The sequence below is a fragment of the Planktothricoides sp. SR001 genome (assembly GCF_001276715.1).
Lineage (GTDB): Bacteria > Cyanobacteriota > Cyanobacteriia > Cyanobacteriales > Laspinemataceae > Planktothricoides > Planktothricoides raciborskii.
On the sequence record NZ_LIUQ01000017.1, the window covers coordinates 66,763 to 88,206 of the forward strand.

Consider the following 21,444-nt stretch of genomic DNA (forward strand, 5'->3'; position numbering starts at 1 on the left):
CGTTGTTTGTTGTTTGTTGTTTGTTGTTTGTTGTTTGTTATTGGTTATGATAAATTTACTCTCAATGAGGCATCGCAAATAACTAATAACAACCAACAACCAACAAACAGGGAACAGGGAACAGGGAACAGAGGAGAGAGTGAAGAGTGAAGAGTGAAGAGTGAATAGTTAATAGTGAATAGTTAATAGTGATATTTCTTTTGTACGGGCGTCCTTGCGAAGCCCATGCCGTCAGGCTATATGGCCATTCGCCCCTACGACTTTTGTACGGGCGAATGGCCATTCGCCCCTACGACTTTCCCCGTTCCCTGAGAACTGTTCCCCTTTCTCCAACCAAAGAATCCCTACCCAAAGAATCCCTACCCAACAACAAATAACAAAAGAATCCCTACCCAACAACAAACAACAAACAACAAACAACAAACAACAAACAACAAACAACAAACAACAAACAACAAATACTTAGAGATATTTGATTAGTGACTTCATCATCAAAATTAGCCCAACCAAAATTATTCAACCGGATTGTTGCTGCCACTGCCGCCATTAGTTTGGTATTACTTCTGCAACATTGCCAAAGCAGAAAATCAGCCAACTTAGAGTTATCCGAAAGGGGTTATCAAGCCCCTTTAGTTATGCGCGGTGGCGACCCCTATATTCGCGCTTTAATGCGGACAATTTCCGCTAGTGAATCTAATGTATCTCGACCCTATTGGGTGATTTATGGGGGAAAATATGTCAAAAAACTCGATCGCCATCCCGATATTTGCGAACGAATTTCCGTTGGCTTAAATTATGGCAATTGCTCAACTGCTGCGGGACGTTATCAATTTATTACTACTACTTGGGAAGAAATGGCCGAACGCTATCACCCGAATCAGCACAAATTTTTGTTTTGGGAATCCTATAGTTTTGAACCGGAATATCAAGATAGGGTGATTTATGGTTGGTTAAGTGACCCAGAGGCTTGGGGAGTAGATATTCCTCAACTCTTGCGGGACGGGAAAATCGATGAAGTTTTATGGTTGCTTTCCGGGACTTGGACGAGTTTAGGTTATGGCATTGAAACTAATTCTATGAGTCGATATTTGCCCGATATTTATCAAGAAATTTTGCAAGAAGAACTGCAATAATTTATGGCAAAATAAATTAACATATAAAATAATCAGCTAGAAACCGGGTTTCTATGACAATTTTGGTGGGATTACAGAGATTTTTTAAAGAAACCCGGTTTCTATCCTAAAAATGCGATGTTTTGGTAAATTTCCAGGAGGGATGGTATGAATTGGTGGAAAAAACTGAAAAAAAATCCTTTAGCTCAATTAGGTGCGGTGTTATTGCTGGTTTTTTACCTAGCCGCGATCGCTGCTGATTTTGTGGCTCCTTACGATCCCTATTTTCAACAGGCGAATGGGTCATTGTTACCGCCAACCAAAATATATTGGAAAACTGAATCCGGGAATTGGATCGGTCCTCATGTTTATCCCACCACTCAGGGGGCAATTGACTTGGAAACAGGCGATCGCGAACTAATTGAAAACAAAGACCAACCCTCACCGATTCGTTTGTTTGTCAAAGGATCAACCTATAACATATTCGGATTGATTCCCGCTAATTTACATTTATTTGGCACCACAGGAGAAGGCACAATTAACCTCTTGGGAACCGACGATCAAGCCCGCGACCAATTCAGTCGCTTAATTCATGGGGCGAAAATTAGCTTATTTATTGGTCTAGTCGGCATTGCGATTTCTTTTCCCCTGGGCATGATTGTTGGCGGTATTTCTGGCTATTTTGGGGGCATCGCCGATACGATCATCATGCGCTTATTAGAAGTAATGATGACCATTCCTAGCATTTATTTGCTCGTAGCATTAGCTGCTGTCTTACCCCCAGGCATCAGTAGCACCCAGCGATTCTTATTAATTGTGGTGATTACTTCTTTTATTAGTTGGGCTGGACTAGCGCGGGTGATTCGTGGACAAGTTCTTTCTATTAAACAACAAGATTATGTTCAAGCTGCCCTGACAATGGGGGCGCAACCGTTCTACATTATTATTCGTCACGTCCTGCCCCAAACGGCGACTTATGTGATTATTTCTGCTACCCTGGCCGTCCCCGGATTTATTATCGCCGAATCAGTATTGAGTTTGATTGGGTTGGGCATCCAGCAACCGGATCCGTCCTGGGGCAATATGTTGTCTTTAGCCACTAATGCTTCGATTTTGGTGCTGCAACCTTGGTTAGTCTGGCCTCCAGCCTTGCTGATTATTCTCACGGTACTTTCATTTAATTTGCTCGGAGATGGACTACGGGATGCATTGGATCCTCGCAGTTGGCAACGTTAGTTATTTGTTGTTTGTTGTTGGTTGTTGGTTGTTGGTTGTTGGTTGTTGGTTGTTGGTTGTTAGTTGTTAGTTGTTAGTTGTTAGTTGTTTGTTGTTAGTTGTTAGTTGTTTGCTTGACCATCGATAACGAATAACGAACAACAAATAACAAACAACAAACAACAAATTTAGCTTAATTCCCCGATGTTTCAAATCGAGGGGCATAAGCTTCCAGCAGGCTGCTGACTTGAGACAAGGTTTCGCTGCCAGAAGTTTTACCCAAGACTTGACGTTCAGGATAAAATTCCGGTCTATCTAAGTAGCGTCCGATCGCCTCTTCCACCTGTTTACCAATCAACTCATCCAGTTCTTCTTTGGCTTTATTGCGTTGGAAATTGGCCCCTTCTTCCGTGGTGGCATAGAGGGGTGGAAGTCGGTTGAGGGCGTAGGCGGCAATGTCACCCACATCTAAGGTTTGATCGCTGGTAGCTTCGATTTCCGCCACACGGGCGATCGCCGCTGAAAGCACCAACTCTTCCATCACGTTAATAAATTGTTTGCGGGGGAGGACGACCACTTCACCCGTCAACAGAGATCCCATCAGGCGATCGAGGGCCATGTACTCTTCAATGGAGAGTTCGGACGCCGTATTACAAATGCGCCCTACTTCAGCTTCCATTGCTGGGGTTAAATAACCATCTTGAAGAGCTTGTTCAACAATTTTTTGGATACTCATAATTCCTCTGCTGTTTCACGGGACTTTTTGATATTGGTCAGCTTGCTTTGATTTTGCCAGACAATCGATTTAAAAATAAACCTCTAACCAAAAAAGGTTAGAGAATAGTTGGTTTTTTCTTGGGGATGTGGATGATGTTTCCGAGGGAGAAATCTTATTCAAATCCTTCATATCGCCAAGGAACTGGATCGACTGACTGTCCATTCACATAAAGACCCCAATGTAAATGTGGCCCGGTGGAAGCGCCAGTGTTTCCCACCGCACCGATCGCCTGACCCGCTTTGACCATATCTCCTTCCTGGACATAGATTTGACTCAGGTGGATCATAATGCTCACGACCCCCTGACCATGATCGATGCCAACGGTGTTGCCATGAATTTCAAATCCGTCTGATTCCCGTCCGACCAATGCCACTCGACCCGCAGCGGGGGCTAATACTGGGGAACCATAAGGGCCTGCATAATCCACACCCCGATGATAATAGTCGTCGGCAAAGACACCATTATAGTATCTTCGGACACCATAAATAGTGCTGATATATCCTTCATTGGGTTTAATAAACGGGCCATTCCAGAATTTTTGTGGCGTGACCAATGCTTTGAATGCATCGACTAAATCAAATTCATAGTCCGTTCCCAGATCCTCTTTATCCGGTGGTAGCCAAATTGATTGGGTGGGAAAGCTGCGATCGCTTATGGAGACGGCAATATTTCTTACCTCGTTAGCACCCATGACCCGGATTTCCCGTCTTCCCGGTCGATCCAGGGGAGTAGTCGGCAACAAAGCCCGATATTTATTTTCTCTGAGGGGAAAGACCGGATAAGTTTTGTCTAACATTGTCACCTCAGTCGGTGCCGCTTCTCCAGGATTTACGAGAATTTCTACCGATAGGGTATCCCCGATTTGGGGATTAGAAGGTTTGACAGTGACTTCTAGGGCGAGCAGTGGCGTGGCGATCGCCCAAAAAAAGGAACAAGTGATCAGTAACAGACTGGCTGTTTTTTGGCCAACAGGTGCCGCCTGTTGGGTTTGTTGCGAGGTTTGTTGCGGTGGTTGAGAACTTTCGGCGTTCCCACCCATTCTATTGAGCAGTTTCATCATCATCTATATTCTTGGTTTGATTGTACAAACTTGATTCATTTTATGGTTATACTCTGGATTTAGATGGGATTCCAGAAAATTTAGTTTCTCTTTAACCTTTAATTTATCATTATCTTAATCATCTTATCCAGATTTTGCTTTTTGAGTCGATCCGCCAAAAATTATTTATCCCCAGGATAATTTTTTCTGGTAATTATATCGCAGTAAAAAAACTGGCGATCGCTTTTATCAATACCTTAACATTTTCCGAATTACTCTAGCAATTATCTAACTCAAAAAAATTTTTTAAATTTTTTTTTGAGACCATTGTTTTCAGGCAATTGTTTTCAGCAAATTGTTTTCAGCAAATTGTTTTCAGCAAAGTTTTTTGAGGATGCATTCATTGCCAGAATAAACCCTCAGCAGTCAGCCATCGGCGATCGCTTATAGAGGTTTTTATTGGATTACAGAGGTTTTCTGGATTCCCGCGCGGGAATGACAGTTTTTTTTGTACTTCATAACTCCGCTGCTATAATGTCTTTCCTAGGCTTGATAAACCGGCAAAGTAAAGTGAAAAGTGCTGCCTTTTGATAGTTGGGAATCTACCCAAATCTGGCCATAGTGACTGCGGATTAACTGTCTACAAACCGATAAACCAATGCCATATCCTTTTTGGCCACGATCTCTTTGTAAACGAAAGTGATCTTTAAAAATCTCCTCCTGATTCTCTGGAGGTATTCCCTGTCCTTCATCAGAAATACTCACTTGAACTTTTTGGCTGGTACGGTGTAAAATGGATATGCGAATGTTGCCCCCTTCAGGGCTATATTTGCCAGCATTATCCAGAAGATTAATCATCACTTGTCGCACCCGTTCTGGATCTGCATAAACCGATGGAAGATCGTTGGGAATGTCTGTCACAAGTTTCAAGGATTTTTTCTCGAATTGATGAGAAAAATCCTCCAATATTTCTTGGCACAAACAGCCCAGGTTTATTTGTTGACGATGCAGATAAAATTGATCGCGATCGCCCCCTGCCGCTTGTAAGATATCTTCGATGAGTCGGTCAATGGCTGTGGCTTGGTTGCGAGCGTGTTGGATTAAGCGGTTGAATAAACTGGGGGCGATCGGGGTTTTTTTCCCATCCGCAGATGTGGTAGCTTTGGTTAAAGTTTCTAAAGCCAAGGAAACCGCCGTTAAAGGATTGCGAATATCGTGAGCTAACATGGCAATCATCTGGTCTTTAAATCGCAGTTGATCCAAGAGTTCTGCTTTTTCCTGTTTCAGCCGAAATACTTCATCGGATAAGCGGATCATTTCCGCTGAGTCTGCCACCGAGCTATTTGTCGCAATCTGAGTGGGTTCATGGTGCTTAACCACACAGTTAGACTCAGACAATTGAGTATTCAGATGCTCTTTTAATGTAGATTGCCAGCGCACCCACCATTTATCTAGTTGGGCGACAATATTATTGCCGGTGAGTACCTGCCTCGGTTCGGGATAAAGTTTCAGCAAGGTGGGGGTGGCAATTAATTTGTAGTGTTCCGCTAAATAGGGTTCTTCAACTACATTGATGATTTCCAGATTGTAGGGAAATTCCGTCCTCCACTGTTTTAGGTAATTGCGGATTTCTTGGATTTGTTCGGCTGAATGTGGACGGCTATCAACGAATAGCAGCAGTTGTAAGGCTAATTTTGTATTCGTGGTTTGATTAGGAATCACGTGCATTTAATCTCATCACAGCGCAGTGGCAGGACTAATTATGAAGATTTTTTAATAAAACGGAAAGGATATGAGTTCAGGTAACTTTGTTTCTTTTTTTTTATATTTTATCTAAATTTGACCCAGATCGATCTGCCAAGGGGTTTATTGTGGGACAAATGGGTTTGGCTGGCTATTCTAATCATCGGGTGATGCGATCGCCCCTTTAAGGATCGCCCCTGGGAAAGTGATTGATAAGATCGATCGTGAGAATTGACTGCTTGATGGGATGCGACTAAAACTGGACAGTCCCATTGCTCAAGAATTTTTTTCTCCCTGACCCAAACCGATGGGTCGAGGACGAGTGAGATGAACTTGCCAAAGCGCCTTGGCGGTGGCCACGATCTCGCGCAATGTATGATAGCTGATGGAGTCGATCCCGTACCATCCCCAGTCACGGGTGCCTAAACCGTTCGCCTGAATGCCCATCGCCCGACCAATATAGACTGCGCGGGGTAAGTGAAAATTTTGGGTGACGAATACCGCTTGGGTGATGCCAAAAATTTCTTTTGCCCGTCGGCAAGTTTCGTAAGTGTTAAAACCGGCGTAGTCTAAGATGATATCTGCCCTGGGGACGCCCAAGCTTTCGGCATAACTTTGCATGGCTGTGACTTCATCGTAATCAGACCCACGGCGATCGCCACTCATTAGCAGTTTTTTTACTTTTCCCCGTTGGTATAAGGCTACTGCCCCAGTCAGGCGATCTGCTAACATTGGGGTTGGGGTGCCATCGGCCCAAACCCCCGCCCCAAAAACAATTGCTACAGGAGTTTTTGGCACTTTCTCTGGGTCGCGTTCGCGAAGCGGCGCGGATGCGCTATCGCGAAATTTTTGGGTGGTCAAATAGACATAGCCACGGAGTGCTAAAGGAATCAAAATTAGGGCGATCGCTAAACTCAGCCAAGGCCAAATTTTTGACCAATTAAGTATTAACCAATGATTTATCATACATCTAGCCTACAAACTTATTTGGTTGTAGCGCAAATTCTGCTCATTTGGCGGCAGAGGGAATCATGGTTTTTCCTATAAGTAGATGTGCATCAATAAATTCACCACAGACCCCATTAGATGCATTGTCATTCCCGCTTCAGGCGGGAATCCACAGACTATCGGCGGGGAACGAAAAGTGCAATTAATTATGTTCACCTACTTAGTATCAGTAAAATGATATAGCCGTTATGATCCCGATGAAGTACAGAGGTATTCTGGATTCCCGCCTGCGCGGGAATGACAGAGTTTTTTTACTTCATAACTCTGCCAAGTGCTATATACTGAATCAGTCAATATCAGTCAATTTATCAACATTAGGCAAAATTACTTTTTGAAATTTATCCGGTGACTAAATCATGCTCATTGAATTTACAGTTGGCAATTATCGCTCTTTTAAAGAACCTGTTACTTTTAGTATGGTTGCTGCGGATTTGAATGCCACAGACGATCCCGCTAATCCCGCCTCGGTTTTCCCGGTAAATAGCCAACTCAAGTTACTGAAAAGTGCGGCAATTTATGGAGCAAATGCCAGCGGCAAAAGCAACCTAGCTCGCGCCCTGAAATTTATGCAATGGTTTATGATTAACTCTTCCAGGGCAACCCAAACGACTGATAAAATCAAAGTTGAACCCTTTAGATTAAGTCTTGAAACAGAAAACCAGCCGTCTTTTTTTGAAATTGTGATGATTCTCGATGGAAAACAATATCGATATGGATTTGAAGTAACTTCAGAACAAGTAATCTCAGAATGGTTGTTTTATGTTCCAAAAAAACAAGAAACTGAACTATTTAACCGGGTTAAAGATAAAATTATGATGAAAAAAAATCTCAAAGCCGATGGCATCGATAAGAGAACCCGACATAATTCTCTGTTTTTATCGGTTGCCGCTCAATTTAATGTGGCGATCGCCGAGAAAATTCTTCAGGGTTTTGACGAGAATGTACATATCATCTCTGGCTTAAACGATGGCAACCTATCCGCATATACCGTTGAATGTCTTTTCTCTGACATCAATCGACAAGCAATTGTAAATTTGATTAAAACTCTCGATTTCAATATCAGCAATATACAACTTAAGACTTTTGAACAAAAAGATATTCATTTTCCCGATGAGATTCCAAATTTTTTAAAAAATTACTTATTTAAAGATAGTGGTAATCAAATGGTTTTTGTGCAAACTTTACATAATAAATTTGATGCAGCGGGAAATATTATTGGTCAGGAAAAATTTGATTTACTTGAGCAAGAATCCGAAGGCACCCAGAAAGTTTTTGCCTTGTCCGGTTTGATTGTTGACGTTTTAAAACAGGGACAAACGATGATCGTGGATGAGTTTGACGCTAGACTTCATCCCCTGATTGGTAAAGCGATTATTCAATTATTTAATTCCCCCGAAACTAATCCCCACAATGCCCAAATCATTTTGATGACTCACGACACCAATTTATTGGATTATAAACTTTTTCGGCGCGATCAAATTTGGTTTACTGAAAAAAATCGCTATGGGGCTACTGATTTATATTCTTTAGCAGAATATAATGTTAAAAATGATGCGCCATTTGAACAGGATTATATCAAAGGTCGATATGGTGCTATTCCCTTTATCGGTAATTTAATTTGATGAAAAATATGAATTGCCAGAAAAAATTAGACTCTCTGCTAGGAGATTCCTATCAAAAAAATAGTGATAATATGTATGAAAGGCTACAGAAAAACCAAGCTACAGCGATTAAAAATGCGGAGAAATTGCTTAAGGAGTATGATATTATCGATCCCACTAATAATAATCCTTCGACAACGGTACATTTGCTGGTACAAGAGTTAAATCAGTATATTGTGTAGAATTGTGTAGAGATTTATTTAGGTTAATCTAGGCGTTCGCGAAGCGGCGCGGATGCGCTATCGCGAAGCGGCGCGGATGCGCGATCGGGCAACTTTTTTCCTAATGAGACTATCTTTTAAAGTAAATGTTTAACATGGTTAGCTGGGGAAAATTTTTCGCTCCTGACAAATAACCAATAACCAATAACCAATCACACCGATTCACCATTAATGGCTACAAATGGCTACAAACTCTCTCTTAACCTCTATTCTCGTGTTTTTTATTGCCCTAACCAGTTCTAGTTGTCTAAAACAAGCACCAAAGACTTCCCAAATTTCAGCGGGAAATGTAGCGGAGATCAATCAAGTTGTTGCCGAAAATACGGTTCAATTGCCGAACCAAACTCCTGATAATCAAAGTCCCAAAATCCCAGTTCAAGGATATAAAATTATCAACACTTATCCCCATGACCCCAAAGCTTTTACCCAAGGATTAGTTTATCATCAAGGGGTTCTTTATGAGGGGACGGGTTTAGAGGGACAATCTTCTTTACGCAAAGTTGAGTTAGAAACCGGCAAGGTTTTACAAATTCATCGTTTAGCGGATCAATATTTTGGGGAAGGGATTGTCATTTGGCAAGATAAAATTATTCAGCTTACCTGGACTTCTCAAGTAGGTTTTGTCTACGATTTAGAAACTTTTGAGCAAGTTGGTGAGTTTACTTATCCCACAGAAGGCTGGGGGATTACCCATGATGGGGAAAAATTAATTATGAGTGATGGTACGGATACTCTCTATTTTTTAGATCCAGAAACTTTTGAGGAAATTGGCCAGGTTAAAGTAAAATATGGCAATCAGCCAGTGAACCGATTGAATGAGTTAGAATATATTAATGGGGAAGTTTTTGCTAATGTTTGGATGACCGATTGGATTGTGCGAATCGATCCGAAAACAGGTCAAATTGTCGGAATAATTGATTTATCAGGGTTACATCACGCATCTGGGCAAAAAATGCAAGGAAATGATGTCCTTAATGGTATTGCTTACGATCCAGAAGGCGATCGCCTTTTTGTCACTGGCAAACTTTGGCCAAATTTATATGAAATTGAGTTAGTGCCAAAACCCTAAACCATGAGTGGGCATAAATGGGCGATCGCTCCTAGGGGGAAAGATATTTTTACTTTTTATCTTTCCCTCAAAAAAGATTTAGTATTAGTTATTTGTTATGGGTTATTTGTTATTAGTTATTTGTGGTTGGTTGTTTGTTGTTTTAATCCGATCAAGAATAGCGAATAACCAATAACGGTCAACCGTCAACAGCCAATCATTCTTGACGATTGTAACTGAAATTTTTTTCGGTTTTGATCGCGGGATATCGCCACGATCCGATTAATTCAAGATATAATGTATAAAGGATAACTTTTTTATTGACTCATTAGACTTTTTGCATTAATCAAAGTTTTTCCTCCGATAATGGGGGGAATTGGGAGGGTTCCTTTTTGAAAAGGGACTGGGGGGATCTTTGTTTCATTATGCACTCTTGTCTATGAAGAATTTATGATTAATCAGGATGTTGATTCACTATGCCTAAACTGGGCGAATATATATTTCAAGTATTACACCAATATGGCGTTCAACACGCCTTTGGTATCCCTGGAGATTATGTTTTAAGTTTGTTCGATGTTTTGACTGAAAGCGAGATTCAACCGATTGTGATGACTCACGAGCCTTCTGTGGGTTTTGCCGCAGATGTTTACGCTCGGATTCGAGGTTTGGGGGTGGCTGTAGTCACCTACGGAGTCGGTGGTCTGAATATGATTAATCCGATCGCGGGCGCTTATGCGGAAAAGTCTCCCGTAGTGGTTTTGAGCGGTAGTCCGGGAGTCGGAGAAAGACAAAAGCGAGATTTGCTCCACCACAAGGTCAAAACCTTTGATTCTCAGCGACGGATCTATGAAGAGGTCACGCTTTATGCGGTTACTCTGGACGATCCATTTACGGCAGCCAGAGAAATTCACAAGGCGATCGACTATGCCCTGAAATTTAAACGTCCGGTCTATTTAGAAATACCTCGCGATCGCGTTTATGCAGAAATTGAGCCGATATCCATTCAGCCGCAGCCAATCAAACAAACCGATCCAGAAACTTTGGATGAAGCGATCGCGGAAACCATTGCGATGGTAAATCAGGCCAAATCACCAGTCATTTTGGCTGGGGTTGAACTGCATCGATTCAACTTACAAGAACAATTGCTGATCTTGGCCGAAAAGCTAGGGTGTCCGGTGGTGACAACCGTGCTCGGTAAGAGTGTTTTTCCAGAAGCACATCCGCAGTATCTGGGGATTTACAACGGGGTTTCTAGCAGTCACTTAGTCCAATCTTTAGTGGAAGAATCAGACTGTTTGCTGATGTTGGGTACTTTTCTCACAGATATTAACTTAGGGCTATTCACAGCGCACCTGGATGTAGCCAATGCGATTTCGGTAAATTCTGAAATTATTACGATTAAGCACCACGAATATCACCATATTCTGTTTGAGGATTTTATTCAAAGTTTGTGTCATCGGGAGGATTTGCCCCATTCCCAACAGACTTTAGTCAAAGAAATTCGCGATCGGGTGTTCCCAACCACAGAAAAAATTTCTATGGGCGGTCTGATTTACGAACTCAATCAATTCATCGATGAAAATACGGTGTTTTTAGCAGATCCCGGAGACTGTTTGTTTGCCGCTGATGATATCTGGATGCAGGAAGGAACTTCGTTTTTCTGTCCGGCTTATTATGCCAGTATGGGGTTTGCCATTCCAGGGGCGATCGGTGCTTATTTTGCTGACCCATTTCGTCGCCCGATCGCCCTTGTGGGGGACGGTTCATTTCAGATGACCGGCATGGAACTTCTCACCGCCAAGCATTTAGGAATTAATCCGATTGTGATTGTGACAAATAATGCTTCATTTGCCACCCTAAGAGCAATGGGACACCAAGAAGCCAAGTATGTCAATATCCCCACATTAGACTATGCTAAATTAGCTGAATTGATGGGGGGCAATGGTTTTGCGATTGAAACGCGATCGCAGTTCCGAACAGCGTTGCATCAAGCAAAAAAACGGGATAATTTTAGCATTCTTGATGTTCGTTTATCCCCGGAAGATATCTCTCCTGGGTTACAAAAATTATGCAATGTATTTGCTAAAACCTTGAAGGGTTGATCTGGTGTTCAATAATCCGCATTCCGCGAATGCAAGGTTTACCACTTCGTTTACCGGGTGCGATCGTGATGATTTCTTGATAGTTCATCGTCATGCTTACCTCTCGTTTAAATATTAGACAAGAGTGCAAAATAAATATCTCGATCCCCCCAACCCCCCTTAAAAAAGGGGGCTTTTAAGAATTTTACATTCTTGTCTATCGTTTCACACAAGCCATTGTAACCACTGCACCAATATGGATGTTGTCACAGTATTTTCAACAGCGTAAGTAGCCCTTAATTCATGGTACAAATAAACTGACTACTCAAGCTGCCGGGGATCCGCTGAGGGGGGATGCCAACCAGCCTGAACCCATAGCGCACGGGCTTCTTGGATAGAACGTTCTCCTGTATAGCGTTCATCGTTGAGGTCAAGACGCTCGCAAGTGGCTCTACCTATGGGAGTTGTGCCAACAATCTTTGTGCCGTCTGCGTTCCAGATGAAGTGGTCAGACCATTGTTGTTGACGGGGATTAAATAAGGGCAGAATTGCTGAGGTTTCTACATCCCGACCCACAATAAAGTTATAACGACGCTGATTACAGCGGCTGCAAGCCAGAGCTAGGTTATCAGAATTGTCAGAGTCCCCCAGCGATCGCGGTTGGATGTGATCGATGGTGAAACGAGAGGTGCTGATTAGTTCTGGAGAGTGGCAATATTCGCACAGGTAGCCAGCGCGTTTTCGCACCAGTTGTTTGGTCAATTCATTAATAGTCATTGCTGGGCAATCAAGAGAGAATTGAGGTAGGTAAAGATGCGGTCAAGTTCCCCGATGGCATTGAGTTCTGCCTCTTCTTCTAGGGTCAAGTAACCTGTTTTGTTCTTTTCTAGTAGGTCTTCGAGGCGAGATTGTAATTCGTCAGTAAATTTGAAGAGTAGAAGGCGATCGATCTTCTCAACTTTAATGCCCGTTTCCAGCAAGGATGGTGGGCTAATCATTACTTGAATCATAATTTTGCTATTTTAGTACAATCCACTAGGTTAACTCTAGCAAATTCTGTAAAGGGCTATGGCCATTTAATTAACCCCTGAGTGCTGATCCTGCCCAATTTTGAGAAAAAAAGAAAGCCTTAGAGACTTTCCCATCAGGTGAATATCACAAATTTTTACTGATTTGCTCGCATAATGACAAATTTGCCTTTGGTGACAAAGCCTTTATTAATAGCATATCTAGCTGCCCCCCAGAAAACACTATATTGCTCTTAAAATACTTTTAACGCCCCGACAAGATAATTACTCGAATGCTTCGCCCTTACTAATATGAGACGATCCCCCAGATTCTCTTAGGGCTTGCACAAGTAAATCTGTTAACTTTAATCTTTTCCCCCATTCTTGAAGATAGTCAAAATCGAGTTTTTTCCCTTGTAATTTTAAGACACCCAAGATATCTCGCCACTGTTTTTGGGATTCGCTGTTAGCCATCCGAAACCAGAGAAGTTTTTGCAGTATTGTATCTTCCGGTGTGCAGAGATAAAAAGATTTACTCATATCTCCATCAGGACAGTGAAGTACACGACGAGACATTTGGGAAAGGGAAAATTCATCGTCTTTCATCACAAAAATGTCTGCTTTTTCGGTTGTAGTCAAATGGATAACATTAAAGGATGAAGTCTTTCTATTCACAGCTTCTTCTACAGCGATATCGCTGATATAAAATTGATCGGCGATCGCCTTAATTAGTGACTGAATCTGACTAGCTTGGATGTTGACTACTAAATTTAAATCCTGTGTAAGTCTCACTTCCCCTTGGAGAGAACTAGCAACTGAGCCTCCTACATAATAAGGGATGTCCAATGAATTCAAGATAGATGCTAACTCAAATGCTAACCAAATTGGATCTTCTATGATTAAATCTCCCTGATATGTTAAACCAGATAAAAATTTAGCCCATTTCTCTCCTAAACGCTTTCTGATATAGTGTTGTCTGATTGTATCTGTTGAAGCGTTAGGAAACTGATTTTTAATCCCTGCTAATGCCAATATAGCCCCTCGTTTTGCTATTCGCTTAAACAGAGATTCTTTTTGGCTGGGAGTCATTTTTCGCCAGAGGTTAAACTGTACTTGTTCAGCTTCAATCGAAGTATCTATAGATTGTGTTCGGTAGTTAATCCGGTTGATAACTGTCATAGTTAGCCTCGGTAAAGCCATCAGTTAGGTGTTTAATTCTCACCCTTGAGCCTATGGGTTAGTCTAACATAAGGAATTGATTTTGCCCAAGAGAAAAAAAGAAAGTCTTAGAGACTTTCCCATCAGGTGAATATCACAAATTTTTACTGATTTGCTCGCGTAATGGCAAATTTGCCTTTGGTGACAAAGCCTGCGATCGCTCACTTTAATTGATCGGCATTACTTACCAATACTAGCCAGAACATCAGCCCCTATTTGAGCAATAATGCCCTCCTCGCAAGCAAAGAAACCAGGTTGCTTCACAAATATCTGGTTAATCAGATAAAAGTTATCACAGAAACCCGGTTTCTCCTCTCAGAGGCGATTCCACCCAGCGAATCCCGACGCGGGAATCGCACCTCAAGCAAAAGAAACCGGATTTTTTCAAAAACATAGGATTTACAACTTCTGCTATAGATACTGATTTGCTAGACGTTTTCCCAAAACGAGTCCATTCAAAATTATCTAAAGGTCTCAAAACAATCAAGCACAATAAAAATCTTAAGCAAGTCAGCCATATTCTAATGATTTTATTTATATATCAGGCCGATCTATGATTTGTTTTAAAGCATTAAGAAATTTACCATTAATATTCATAAAATCCTCCCACTTAAAGCCGCCAAACTCATCTCCCCAACCATGTGGAAGAAATACTTGATGATCGTCTAGCTTGAACCATTCTGCCGCCTCATGAAGTTCAAAACTTGCCACAAGGTTCGCAAAAGCGTGTAAGGCATCTGATGATGTTATGATAGCTGACAATTTTACTGTGTTATTAATTGTTAAACCAGCCTCTTCACCCTTTTCTTGAGAATTAGGTAACGATGGACATCTAAGTGAAATAAAAGCTTTTTCGTTATCTATTCGACGGATTGAAAAGGTGTACCCTGGCTTATACGATATTCTTTTTGCTAACTCACTTAATATCAGAAAATTTTCTTCCATGATCTTCACTATGTTGTTTGCTTAGTAATTAGACCAGCATTAACTGGCTTATTGCAATGTTCCTGTCTACTTATTTAGGTTTCGCGTAATCTAGTAAGAGGGATTGAGTGGGGGATCGCACTACATAACAACACTTTGCTGTACTCTACCCTGGTAATCAAAAATAGATCGCAAGGTGAAAAATACATCAAGACTATTTGTTCCCTCCGTACACCCATCATGAGTAATATGTTCTGTAGGAGCTATATAAGCCTCTCCTGGTTCTACTTTTAATTTAACAACAGGATAATTTGGGAAACGCTGCATAAATGCCCTGCAAATTCTTGAACTACCCGAAGTTTCACTAACTAGATTACCATCAACTTTAACAACCAATCTATAAAGCTGCTGAATTGATAGATTGATGAATAAAAAATAGCGGGGTTCAGAGCCAAGATTGATTAAGATTCGATCGAGCGATGAACCACGCGGATTATCAATGTGGAGACCAACTCGGCAATCTCTATTGCCAACAGTTACAGTCATCTGGTTAGGGGCATTCCACCCAATTCCATATTTAGTTAGGTCTGCACTTTGAAGACGGAAGGTTTCAATATGATCCTGAATTAGACTGATCCCTTTCTTAACCCGATATTTTTGTAAAAAATAGTTCAAGTTTTTCTGGTTTTTGACACTACTTATCTCATTAAAATGACCTAAAATATTTTGAGGAATACTGAAAACACTTACATAAAGATTTGATGAATTATCAAGTTGACTGCTGAAAAGTATTTGTTGTTCTAACTCGGTAAGTTTTCGCCACGGTAATCGAGGGATAATTGCATCCCGACAGTAAGGAGTAGAACATCGATCTGTTGAAACACTAGCTTCCTCTGTTCCTGAACTTAATAAAACTCGCTCTGACAAAATTATGTTATTATAACTCGGAAATATTTTTACCCCTTCAATAAGTTGATACATATATTATTTACTTCTAGATAGTATAAACTCAAAATTTGCTGGTAAACTAACATAAGCACATCAGAGCGTCAAAGACCTGTTGTGATGTAATAGATGTAATAGAATCAGAAGTAATATGTTTATGGGGGGCAAACCGAAAACCCCATTTTTGGGTATTAGTTGGTCCAAAAATACCTACTCCTGGTACACGAAATAAGTCCGCAGCATGAAGCATACAGGAGTCAACACCCAGGAAAAGGTCAGCAACACTTAATAAAGCAAATGATAATTCTAGAGGAATGCCAGATACATCAAAAATTCGATTTTTATAATATGCCAATTCCAAAGGTAAGTTGTGATGCATACCTAAAATAATAACTATGTAGTCATTCTGAACTGACAAAAATTTATCTATTGTCCTTATGAATTTGTCGGCTGACCATATTTTTCTTGGCTTAGTATCTGTGTGTACAATGAATGAGTAGTTTATTTTTTTTCATAGACACTTTTAAATCTTGAACTAGCGTTAAATATTTTTTTACATAGGTAAAATTACTAAAATATTCAATGTTAATTTGAGAAATGATAATCGACCTGAGAAGATGTTATAAAGCGCACGAACAGCTGGTAATGCGATAAGGTCATCGCCAATACCATTAGCAAAAAAACCTACTGGCTGCTTAAAATTTTTAGGATATAGCATCAGCTATTTTTACCTTCTTTAACTACAGAATGTAAATTATCAACACAAGCACTAACTAAAAGCTTGCCTGCATCAGTCAACGCTTCAGACTTTATTAAACCTTGATAAGCTACATCGGCAAAACTAAGTGTTTCAACCCAGTAACTCTCAGCTTGCGAGTACAAATTTCCCGATGAAAAACAAGGAGAAGATAAAAGTTTAGTCCATACAGCCGCTCCTGCTGAAAAGGTCATTAGAGCATGAATAACCTGTCTGAGGGGACGGTTTCTGTTTTTCCAGGGAGAGAAGACCTCTGGTGAATTCCCGTCTGTTGTGTAAAGGCGCACATTTTTTTCTACCAGATTAACTTTAGTATGGAAAAACTCATGCACCATTTGTACGCATAAGTGGCATCTTTCTTCGAGCCGATCGATTTCAGAATCGAAGTCCTGCCAAGCCCAACCAGGCAACGATGATACAGAACCAGCTTTGCGTATAGTAGGAGAGTAACGAGGCAAAACAGTGTAAACCTTCATCGCCCGACTCATACTTACACCAAGCCCCATATCTAAGAATGGAAGTATGTCTAAGCAGAGCCGGATCTCATTATGCCTAGTGTTGACAACTGTGATACTATCAACATAGTTTTTTTCAATAAAGTTAAACTCATTTCCCGCTGCGGCTGGTTGAGTTATCGCTGTGGAAATACGAATTCCTGACCGCGTAAAGCTGTCTGGCAGCCAAGTTATGCAATCAGATCGATCGTCAAACAGTAGGTTAATCATTTGTTCTGTAATTTCTCCTAGATCGCTATCTCGCTTTACAGCCGCAACGCCAGCTAAGGTAGGAAAGCAAACAAGAGAGCCAACAGTGACCTTTACTTTTTTGAGAGGTTCTAACCCTAAACTAAAGCCTCCACTCAGCGGTGAAAACAAAGCATAGAAATCGATTAGGCAATCGTTAATACTATCAGTTTCACTGTTCACATAAGCTTGGAAAAGTGAGCCAGATTTTGCTTCAAGTTCCCTATATTGCAGAAATAAACCGCTCAATATATTCACGTCTTCACTTTGCTTGAGAAGCGCCGCCGCTAACTCATAACCTTGATTGCTAAGAATATGCAGCATAGCTAGGTGTCGAGTAGCTGACTGATCGGCATATTCAATTAAAGCATTTTGATAGAACAGTTGAGTGTCATCTAACTTACAGGTCAATTCCAAGTCAACAGTCCCAATTTTAGTTTCTTGCTTTGGACAAATGCTCATAACTTAATGTTTTTATGAGATAGCTGAAAGTTCAGTGGATAAGTAATTTCTGATATGCTCGATGAGAATCATCATATCTTCGCAATAAACTGATTCCCTATTAAAGCCATTTTGGGAACTATAACGATGAGGAAGATATCCGCCACCACAAATTTCAAATAATTGACAATCAAAACACTTCTGAGGTGCAGAAAAACGTTTTATAGATAGTGCTTTGACGAGAGGCAAAGACTCTAAAGTCTCAATCGGATCGGATTCCAGCGACATCCCTGTTTTGGTTGCGCCATGATAGGCTGTTTTGAGAACATCTAGCCCGTGATAAGTGCCATCGGTTTCAACTATGATTACTCCATTACTTAATGCCCCATAGGAATCAAATCCTCTCTGTCCACCCATTAAAAGCTTCATTAGAGTTCTGAATATACGAACTTCCATACTGGTTTCTGAAGCTATCCAATAATCGAAAAGAGAGGATAGCCATCGACCAAAAGTTCCTGGGGGATACTTATCGTATGGAAAAGTATCATAGTTAAAGTCGGGTAGAAGAAAATCTATAGAAGTGGTGTTGAATTTTTCAAAAAATGTCAATAGATCATAAGGATCTATTTCTGGATTGGCAACGGTGAGAAAACCTCCAAACACAGACGCGCCAGACTTGGGATTACGCAACTTTTCTACACCAGCTATAACTTGAGAAAAGCTTCCATTTCCTTTTGCGTCAACTCGCATACGATCGTTCCATTCTTGCGGTCCATCAATACTTACACCCGCACGAACATTAAAGTCTTGGAGTACCTGCACAATGTCATCGTCTACCAGCGTTGCATTCGTTTGAAGTCCGAATCCGAACTTTACATCCGCTTCAATATCATGAAAATTATTCGACAAAATTGTGAAGAACTCTCTAAGTCTAGCGGCTCCGAGTAGAAGAGGCTCACCACCATGAAAGACCACAAGAATCTGTTTTAACTCACGAATACGAACATAGCTGCTGAGACGATCTGCTAGAAGCTGGATCGTCTCAGCAGTCATAAAGACTGGCTGATCTCGCCAAGTTTGATCTGGGTGTTCGTACATATAGCAATAAGAACACTTGAGATTGCAACGACTCACGACTTTAACTACAAAAGTTGTTATCGGTCGCACTTCGTAAAACTCAGTTCTCTGGGGTAGAAGCAACTCAAGTGACATAAATCTTTCCTTTAAAGCTACATTATTGAAAAACCAAATCATTTTTGGCTAAAAGCCTTTTAAGCCAAGCACTTTCTCTGTAAAAAGCAAACTCAATCTTTATTGTGGCTACTGAAATCACGCCAAGCAATTGGCTCTTTGCCCATCCGTTCCGCTTGAATCGCTTGAATTGCGGCTACAACTTTTGGGTTTATTTTCTGTAGCTGTTCTTCTTTCAACTCATTAACTGCAAGTTTAGTAACAGGTTTATTTCCTTGATAAACGGTCATTTATTTTCCTCACTCATTAATTAAATGGATGTACAAATCAGTTTTCCGGGAGATCAGCAACTCAAGTGACATAAGTATTTCGTGTTTCGTCGAAGCTGCTCTGAAAAACAAAATAATTTTTGGCTAAAAGCCTTTGAAGCCAAGCACTTTCTTTGGAAAAAGCCGACTCAACTTTGATTGTGACTACTGAAATCACGCCAAGCAATTGGCTCTTTGCCCATCCGTTCCGCTTGAATCGCTTGAATTGCGGCTACAACTTTTGGATTTATTTGCTGTAGCTGTTCATCTTTAAAATCGCTCCATGTCAGTTGAGCAACAGGTTGAGAACTCTGATAAACAGTCATTTATCTTCCTTTAGATTTGATTGATTGAGTTGAGGACTCCCCCATTTTCCTTGCTAATGAAATCTTTGTCTAGTCTCAAAATGTCCTATTTTGCCGCCAACTTTTTCCTGCTTTTATTCTCTTTCAATCTACTTTTGTATTAAAATATCTCAAAATATACTAAAATGTCTAACACTGTGCTATAATACACAAAATGCTCGCACCTACCTGACCCAATGAATATTAAAGAAATGTTACATATAGCTGATAAGGTAGTCTTGGAGAAAACCGGTCAACACCTTGACGATTTACAAGAAGCGATACTGCGCGGAACTCTACAACGTAAAACATATAAGCAAATAGCTAAAGATTTTGACTGTTCAGAAAGTCGTGTTAGGAATGCAGGTTCGCAATTATGGCAGATACTTTCAGAAGAATTGGGAGAAGATGTTAGTAAAACCAATTTTCGAGCGGCAATTGAAAGGTTACAAAACTATAATGTTGTGAACTTTGCACAAAGAGTGACACAAAACGTGAGTGGTAGTTTTAACATATGTGGCGAAACTAGACACCTACCCGATATACCAAACTCACATCGACCTAATGAAGAAACAACTAACACAAAACAAACTAAAACATCGCATCACGATTTAAGCGAGATGCCGGAGTTGGGTGCTTTCTACTCACGCACTCCCGAACTCGACACTCTCACCTCCTGGATGATACAACAACGCTGTCGCCTCATAGCCCTCACGGGTATCTGCGGCATCGGCAAAACATCTCTAGCAGTACAACTCGTACAGCAGATAAAAGATGAGTTTGAGTATGTAATTTGGCGCACTATAGACGCATCGCACACCCTCGACGAATTTGAACACGAACTAATTCAGTTTTTCTTGCAGTCAGAAAAGCTGGATTCTTCTGCAACTAATCCCAAACGCTTACCTCTGATTAAATATTTACAAAAATATCGCTGTTTAATTATCTTAGATGACGTTCACCACCTTTTCTGTAGTGGCGAATTGGCAGGACAGTATAAGCCTGAATATGAAGAATATAGAGCGTTCTTGAAACAGATAGAAAAATTATCTCATCGAAGTTGCTTTCTGCTCATCGGTTGGGAACAACCGAGGGAATTTCCTCAAATTACCAGTAAAAATAGCCCGATTCAAACTTTACAACTCATGGGTTTAGATGTTGAAGCTAGTGCTGAAATTATCAAAGATCATGGATTAGGACAAATTGACCACTACTCAAGACTTATTCATGACTATCAAGGCAACCCTTTATGGTTAAAAAGCGTGGCGACTATCATTCAAGAGTTGGGAGTAAGTATGACTGATTTACTACCAGATGATACTCTATTGTTACCAGAAGATTTGAAGGATGTTTTACAGCAACAATTTAGTCGCTTATCGGCCAGAGAAAACGTAGTAATGTCTTTATTAGCAACAGTAAGAGAACCAATTAATCTGGCAATGTTAGCAGAAAATAGTGAAGTTATGTTGTCAGATTTATTTAATGTCCTACATTCTTTATCGCGCCGTTGCTTGATACAGCAGGAAGGTAGTTGTTATCTTTTACAACCCGTATTGAGAGAATATATCAAAACCGAATTATAATATCTGGGCAGTCAGACAAAAGTTATCACAGAAACCCGGTTTCTCCTTGAACTCAACTAATTCGCGCTAACAGTACC

Annotated in this window: 22 protein-coding genes; 8 read left to right on the forward strand and 14 right to left on the reverse strand. The window is 40.8% G+C overall.

Annotated features, from left to right (window positions below):
- The first annotated feature begins 188 nt into the window (after positions 1-188).
- The 3 genes from AM228_RS34185 to AM228_RS12245 all read left to right on the forward strand — a co-directional run bounded on the left by AM228_RS34185 (position 189) and on the right by AM228_RS12245 (position 2,348).
- On the forward strand, positions 189-377 hold the full coding sequence (locus AM228_RS34185) for a hypothetical protein (protein ID WP_197285283.1): 189 nt from the start codon (positions 189-191) through the stop codon (positions 375-377).
- 102 nt (positions 378-479) lie between these two features.
- Complete coding sequence (locus AM228_RS12240; RefSeq protein WP_054466394.1) at positions 480-1,133, forward strand: glycoside hydrolase family protein; 654 nt, start codon at positions 480-482, stop codon at positions 1,131-1,133.
- Between the two features lie 147 nt (positions 1,134-1,280).
- Entirely contained in the window at positions 1,281-2,348 is a 1,068-nt protein-coding gene (locus tag AM228_RS12245; RefSeq protein ID WP_054466395.1) for an ABC transporter permease, read from the forward strand.
- A 172-nt stretch (positions 2,349-2,520) separates the two neighbouring features.
- Here the strand turns inward: AM228_RS12245 and AM228_RS12250 are convergent, their stop codons facing one another.
- From AM228_RS12250 to AM228_RS12265, 4 genes are all read right to left on the reverse strand, one after another.
- The gene (locus tag AM228_RS12250; protein ID WP_054466396.1) at positions 2,521-3,063 is read right to left on the reverse strand and encodes a late competence development ComFB family protein; all 543 of its coding nucleotides are present in this window, start codon (positions 3,061-3,063) and stop codon (positions 2,521-2,523) included.
- Between the two features lie 154 nt (positions 3,064-3,217).
- On the reverse strand, positions 3,218-4,168 hold the full coding sequence (locus tag AM228_RS12255) for a M23 family metallopeptidase (protein WP_231636768.1): 951 nt from the start codon (positions 4,166-4,168) through the stop codon (positions 3,218-3,220).
- Between the two features lie 519 nt (positions 4,169-4,687).
- A complete protein-coding gene (locus AM228_RS12260) occupies positions 4,688-5,872 on the reverse strand; it encodes a histidine kinase (protein WP_054466397.1) in 1,185 nt (394 codons plus the stop codon).
- A gap of 291 nt (positions 5,873-6,163) precedes the next feature.
- Positions 6,164-6,853, reverse strand: a complete 690-nt coding sequence (locus AM228_RS12265) for a vancomycin high temperature exclusion protein (RefSeq protein ID WP_054466398.1) — start codon at positions 6,851-6,853, stop codon at positions 6,164-6,166.
- Positions 6,854-7,251: 398 nt separating this feature from the next.
- Between AM228_RS12265 and AM228_RS12270 the strand changes: the two genes are divergently transcribed.
- The 4 genes from AM228_RS12270 (at position 7,252) to AM228_RS12285 (ending at position 11,927) form a co-directional block, all read left to right on the forward strand.
- A complete protein-coding gene (locus tag AM228_RS12270; RefSeq protein WP_054466399.1) occupies positions 7,252-8,517 on the forward strand; it encodes an ATP/GTP-binding protein in 1,266 nt (421 codons plus the stop codon).
- Complete coding sequence (locus AM228_RS12275; RefSeq protein ID WP_054466400.1) at positions 8,517-8,738, forward strand: RloB domain-containing protein; 222 nt, start codon at positions 8,517-8,519, stop codon at positions 8,736-8,738. Before AM228_RS12270 ends, AM228_RS12275 begins: the two co-directional genes overlap by 1 nt.
- 220 nt (positions 8,739-8,958) lie before the next feature.
- On the forward strand, positions 8,959-9,846 hold the full coding sequence (locus tag AM228_RS12280) for a glutaminyl-peptide cyclotransferase (RefSeq protein WP_082348859.1): 888 nt from the start codon (positions 8,959-8,961) through the stop codon (positions 9,844-9,846).
- A 455-nt stretch (positions 9,847-10,301) separates the two neighbouring features.
- On the forward strand, positions 10,302-11,927 hold the full coding sequence (locus AM228_RS12285; protein WP_054466401.1) for an alpha-keto acid decarboxylase family protein: 1,626 nt from the start codon (positions 10,302-10,304) through the stop codon (positions 11,925-11,927).
- 300 nt (positions 11,928-12,227) lie between these two features.
- Here AM228_RS12285 and AM228_RS12290 read toward each other — a convergent pair whose 3' ends face one another.
- The 10 genes from AM228_RS12290 to AM228_RS32460 all read right to left on the reverse strand — a co-directional run bounded on the left by AM228_RS12290 (position 12,228) and on the right by AM228_RS32460 (position 19,766).
- Positions 12,228-12,683 (reverse strand): HNH endonuclease signature motif containing protein, encoded by a 456-nt coding sequence (locus AM228_RS12290; RefSeq protein ID WP_054466402.1) that lies wholly within the window; start codon positions 12,681-12,683, stop codon positions 12,228-12,230.
- Positions 12,680-12,916, reverse strand: coding sequence for a hypothetical protein (locus tag AM228_RS12295; protein ID WP_054466403.1), 237 nt, complete (start codon positions 12,914-12,916; stop codon positions 12,680-12,682). The genes AM228_RS12290 and AM228_RS12295 overlap by 4 nt, the downstream gene beginning before the upstream one ends.
- Before the next feature lie 282 nt (positions 12,917-13,198).
- Positions 13,199-14,092 carry a hypothetical protein gene (locus AM228_RS12300; RefSeq protein ID WP_054466440.1) on the reverse strand — a complete coding sequence of 298 codons (894 nt, stop codon included), beginning with the start codon at positions 14,090-14,092 and terminating at the stop codon, positions 13,199-13,201.
- Between the two features lie 573 nt (positions 14,093-14,665).
- Positions 14,666-15,076, reverse strand: coding sequence for a hypothetical protein (locus AM228_RS12305; RefSeq protein WP_054466404.1), 411 nt, complete (start codon positions 15,074-15,076; stop codon positions 14,666-14,668).
- Positions 15,077-15,196: 120 nt separating this feature from the next.
- Positions 15,197-16,036, reverse strand: coding sequence for a hypothetical protein (locus AM228_RS12310; RefSeq protein ID WP_054466405.1), 840 nt, complete (start codon positions 16,034-16,036; stop codon positions 15,197-15,199).
- A 46-nt stretch (positions 16,037-16,082) separates the two neighbouring features.
- Positions 16,083-16,505, reverse strand: coding sequence for a glycosyltransferase family 9 protein (locus AM228_RS12315; protein WP_082348860.1), 423 nt, complete (start codon positions 16,503-16,505; stop codon positions 16,083-16,085).
- 212 nt (positions 16,506-16,717) lie between these two features.
- Positions 16,718-17,962 (reverse strand): HEXXH motif-containing putative peptide modification protein, encoded by a 1,245-nt coding sequence (locus tag AM228_RS12320; RefSeq protein WP_054466407.1) that lies wholly within the window; start codon positions 17,960-17,962, stop codon positions 16,718-16,720.
- A 12-nt stretch (positions 17,963-17,974) separates the two neighbouring features.
- Positions 17,975-19,195, reverse strand: a complete 1,221-nt coding sequence (locus tag AM228_RS12325) for a radical SAM protein (protein WP_054466408.1) — start codon at positions 19,193-19,195, stop codon at positions 17,975-17,977.
- 50 nt (positions 19,196-19,245) lie between these two features.
- A complete protein-coding gene (locus AM228_RS32455) occupies positions 19,246-19,422 on the reverse strand; it encodes a hypothetical protein (protein ID WP_156331719.1) in 177 nt (58 codons plus the stop codon).
- Positions 19,423-19,589: 167 nt separating this feature from the next.
- Positions 19,590-19,766: a hypothetical protein gene (locus tag AM228_RS32460; RefSeq protein WP_156331720.1), complete on the reverse strand. Its 177-nt coding sequence runs from the start codon at positions 19,764-19,766 to the stop codon at positions 19,590-19,592.
- A gap of 215 nt (positions 19,767-19,981) precedes the next feature.
- On the opposite strand from AM228_RS32460, the gene AM228_RS12330 reads away from it, so the two are divergent.
- The gene (locus tag AM228_RS12330) at positions 19,982-21,367 is read left to right on the forward strand and encodes an NB-ARC domain-containing protein (RefSeq protein ID WP_197285285.1); all 1,386 of its coding nucleotides are present in this window, start codon (positions 19,982-19,984) and stop codon (positions 21,365-21,367) included.
- The last annotated feature ends 77 nt before the right edge of the window (positions 21,368-21,444 follow it).

Coding starts and splice junctions, on each gene's coding strand:
- AM228_RS32455 (WP_156331719.1), bottom strand. CDS start 19,422: ATGACCGTTTATCAAGGAAATAAACCTGTTACTAAACTTGCAGTTAAT.
- AM228_RS12290 (WP_054466402.1), bottom strand. CDS start 12,683: ATGACTATTAATGAATTGACCAAACAACTGGTGCGAAAACGCGCTGGC.
- AM228_RS12305 (WP_054466404.1), bottom strand. CDS start 15,076: ATGGAAGAAAATTTTCTGATATTAAGTGAGTTAGCAAAAAGAATATCG.
- AM228_RS32460 (WP_156331720.1), bottom strand. CDS start 19,766: ATGACTGTTTATCAGAGTTCTCAACCTGTTGCTCAACTGACATGGAGC.
- AM228_RS12325 (WP_054466408.1), bottom strand. CDS start 19,195: ATGATTTGGTTTTTCAATAATGTAGCTTTAAAGGAAAGATTTATGTCA.
- AM228_RS12330 (WP_197285285.1), top strand. CDS start 19,982: ATGAATATTAAAGAAATGTTACATATAGCTGATAAGGTAGTCTTGGAG.
- AM228_RS12270 (WP_054466399.1), top strand. CDS start 7,252: ATGCTCATTGAATTTACAGTTGGCAATTATCGCTCTTTTAAAGAACCT.
- AM228_RS12245 (WP_054466395.1), top strand. CDS start 1,281: ATGAATTGGTGGAAAAAACTGAAAAAAAATCCTTTAGCTCAATTAGGT.
- AM228_RS12285 (WP_054466401.1), top strand. CDS start 10,302: ATGCCTAAACTGGGCGAATATATATTTCAAGTATTACACCAATATGGC.
- AM228_RS12260 (WP_054466397.1), bottom strand. CDS start 5,872: ATGCACGTGATTCCTAATCAAACCACGAATACAAAATTAGCCTTACAA.
- AM228_RS12255 (WP_231636768.1), bottom strand. CDS start 4,168: ATGATGATGAAACTGCTCAATAGAATGGGTGGGAACGCCGAAAGTTCT.
- AM228_RS12300 (WP_054466440.1), bottom strand. CDS start 14,092: ATGACAGTTATCAACCGGATTAACTACCGAACACAATCTATAGATACT.
- AM228_RS12250 (WP_054466396.1), bottom strand. CDS start 3,063: ATGAGTATCCAAAAAATTGTTGAACAAGCTCTTCAAGATGGTTATTTA.
- AM228_RS12320 (WP_054466407.1), bottom strand. CDS start 17,962: ATGAGCATTTGTCCAAAGCAAGAAACTAAAATTGGGACTGTTGACTTG.
- AM228_RS12310 (WP_054466405.1), bottom strand. CDS start 16,036: ATGTATCAACTTATTGAAGGGGTAAAAATATTTCCGAGTTATAATAAC.
- AM228_RS12295 (WP_054466403.1), bottom strand. CDS start 12,916: ATGATTCAAGTAATGATTAGCCCACCATCCTTGCTGGAAACGGGCATT.
- AM228_RS12265 (WP_054466398.1), bottom strand. CDS start 6,853: ATGATAAATCATTGGTTAATACTTAATTGGTCAAAAATTTGGCCTTGG.
- AM228_RS12275 (WP_054466400.1), top strand. CDS start 8,517: ATGAAAAATATGAATTGCCAGAAAAAATTAGACTCTCTGCTAGGAGAT.
- AM228_RS12280 (WP_082348859.1), top strand. CDS start 8,959: ATGGCTACAAACTCTCTCTTAACCTCTATTCTCGTGTTTTTTATTGCC.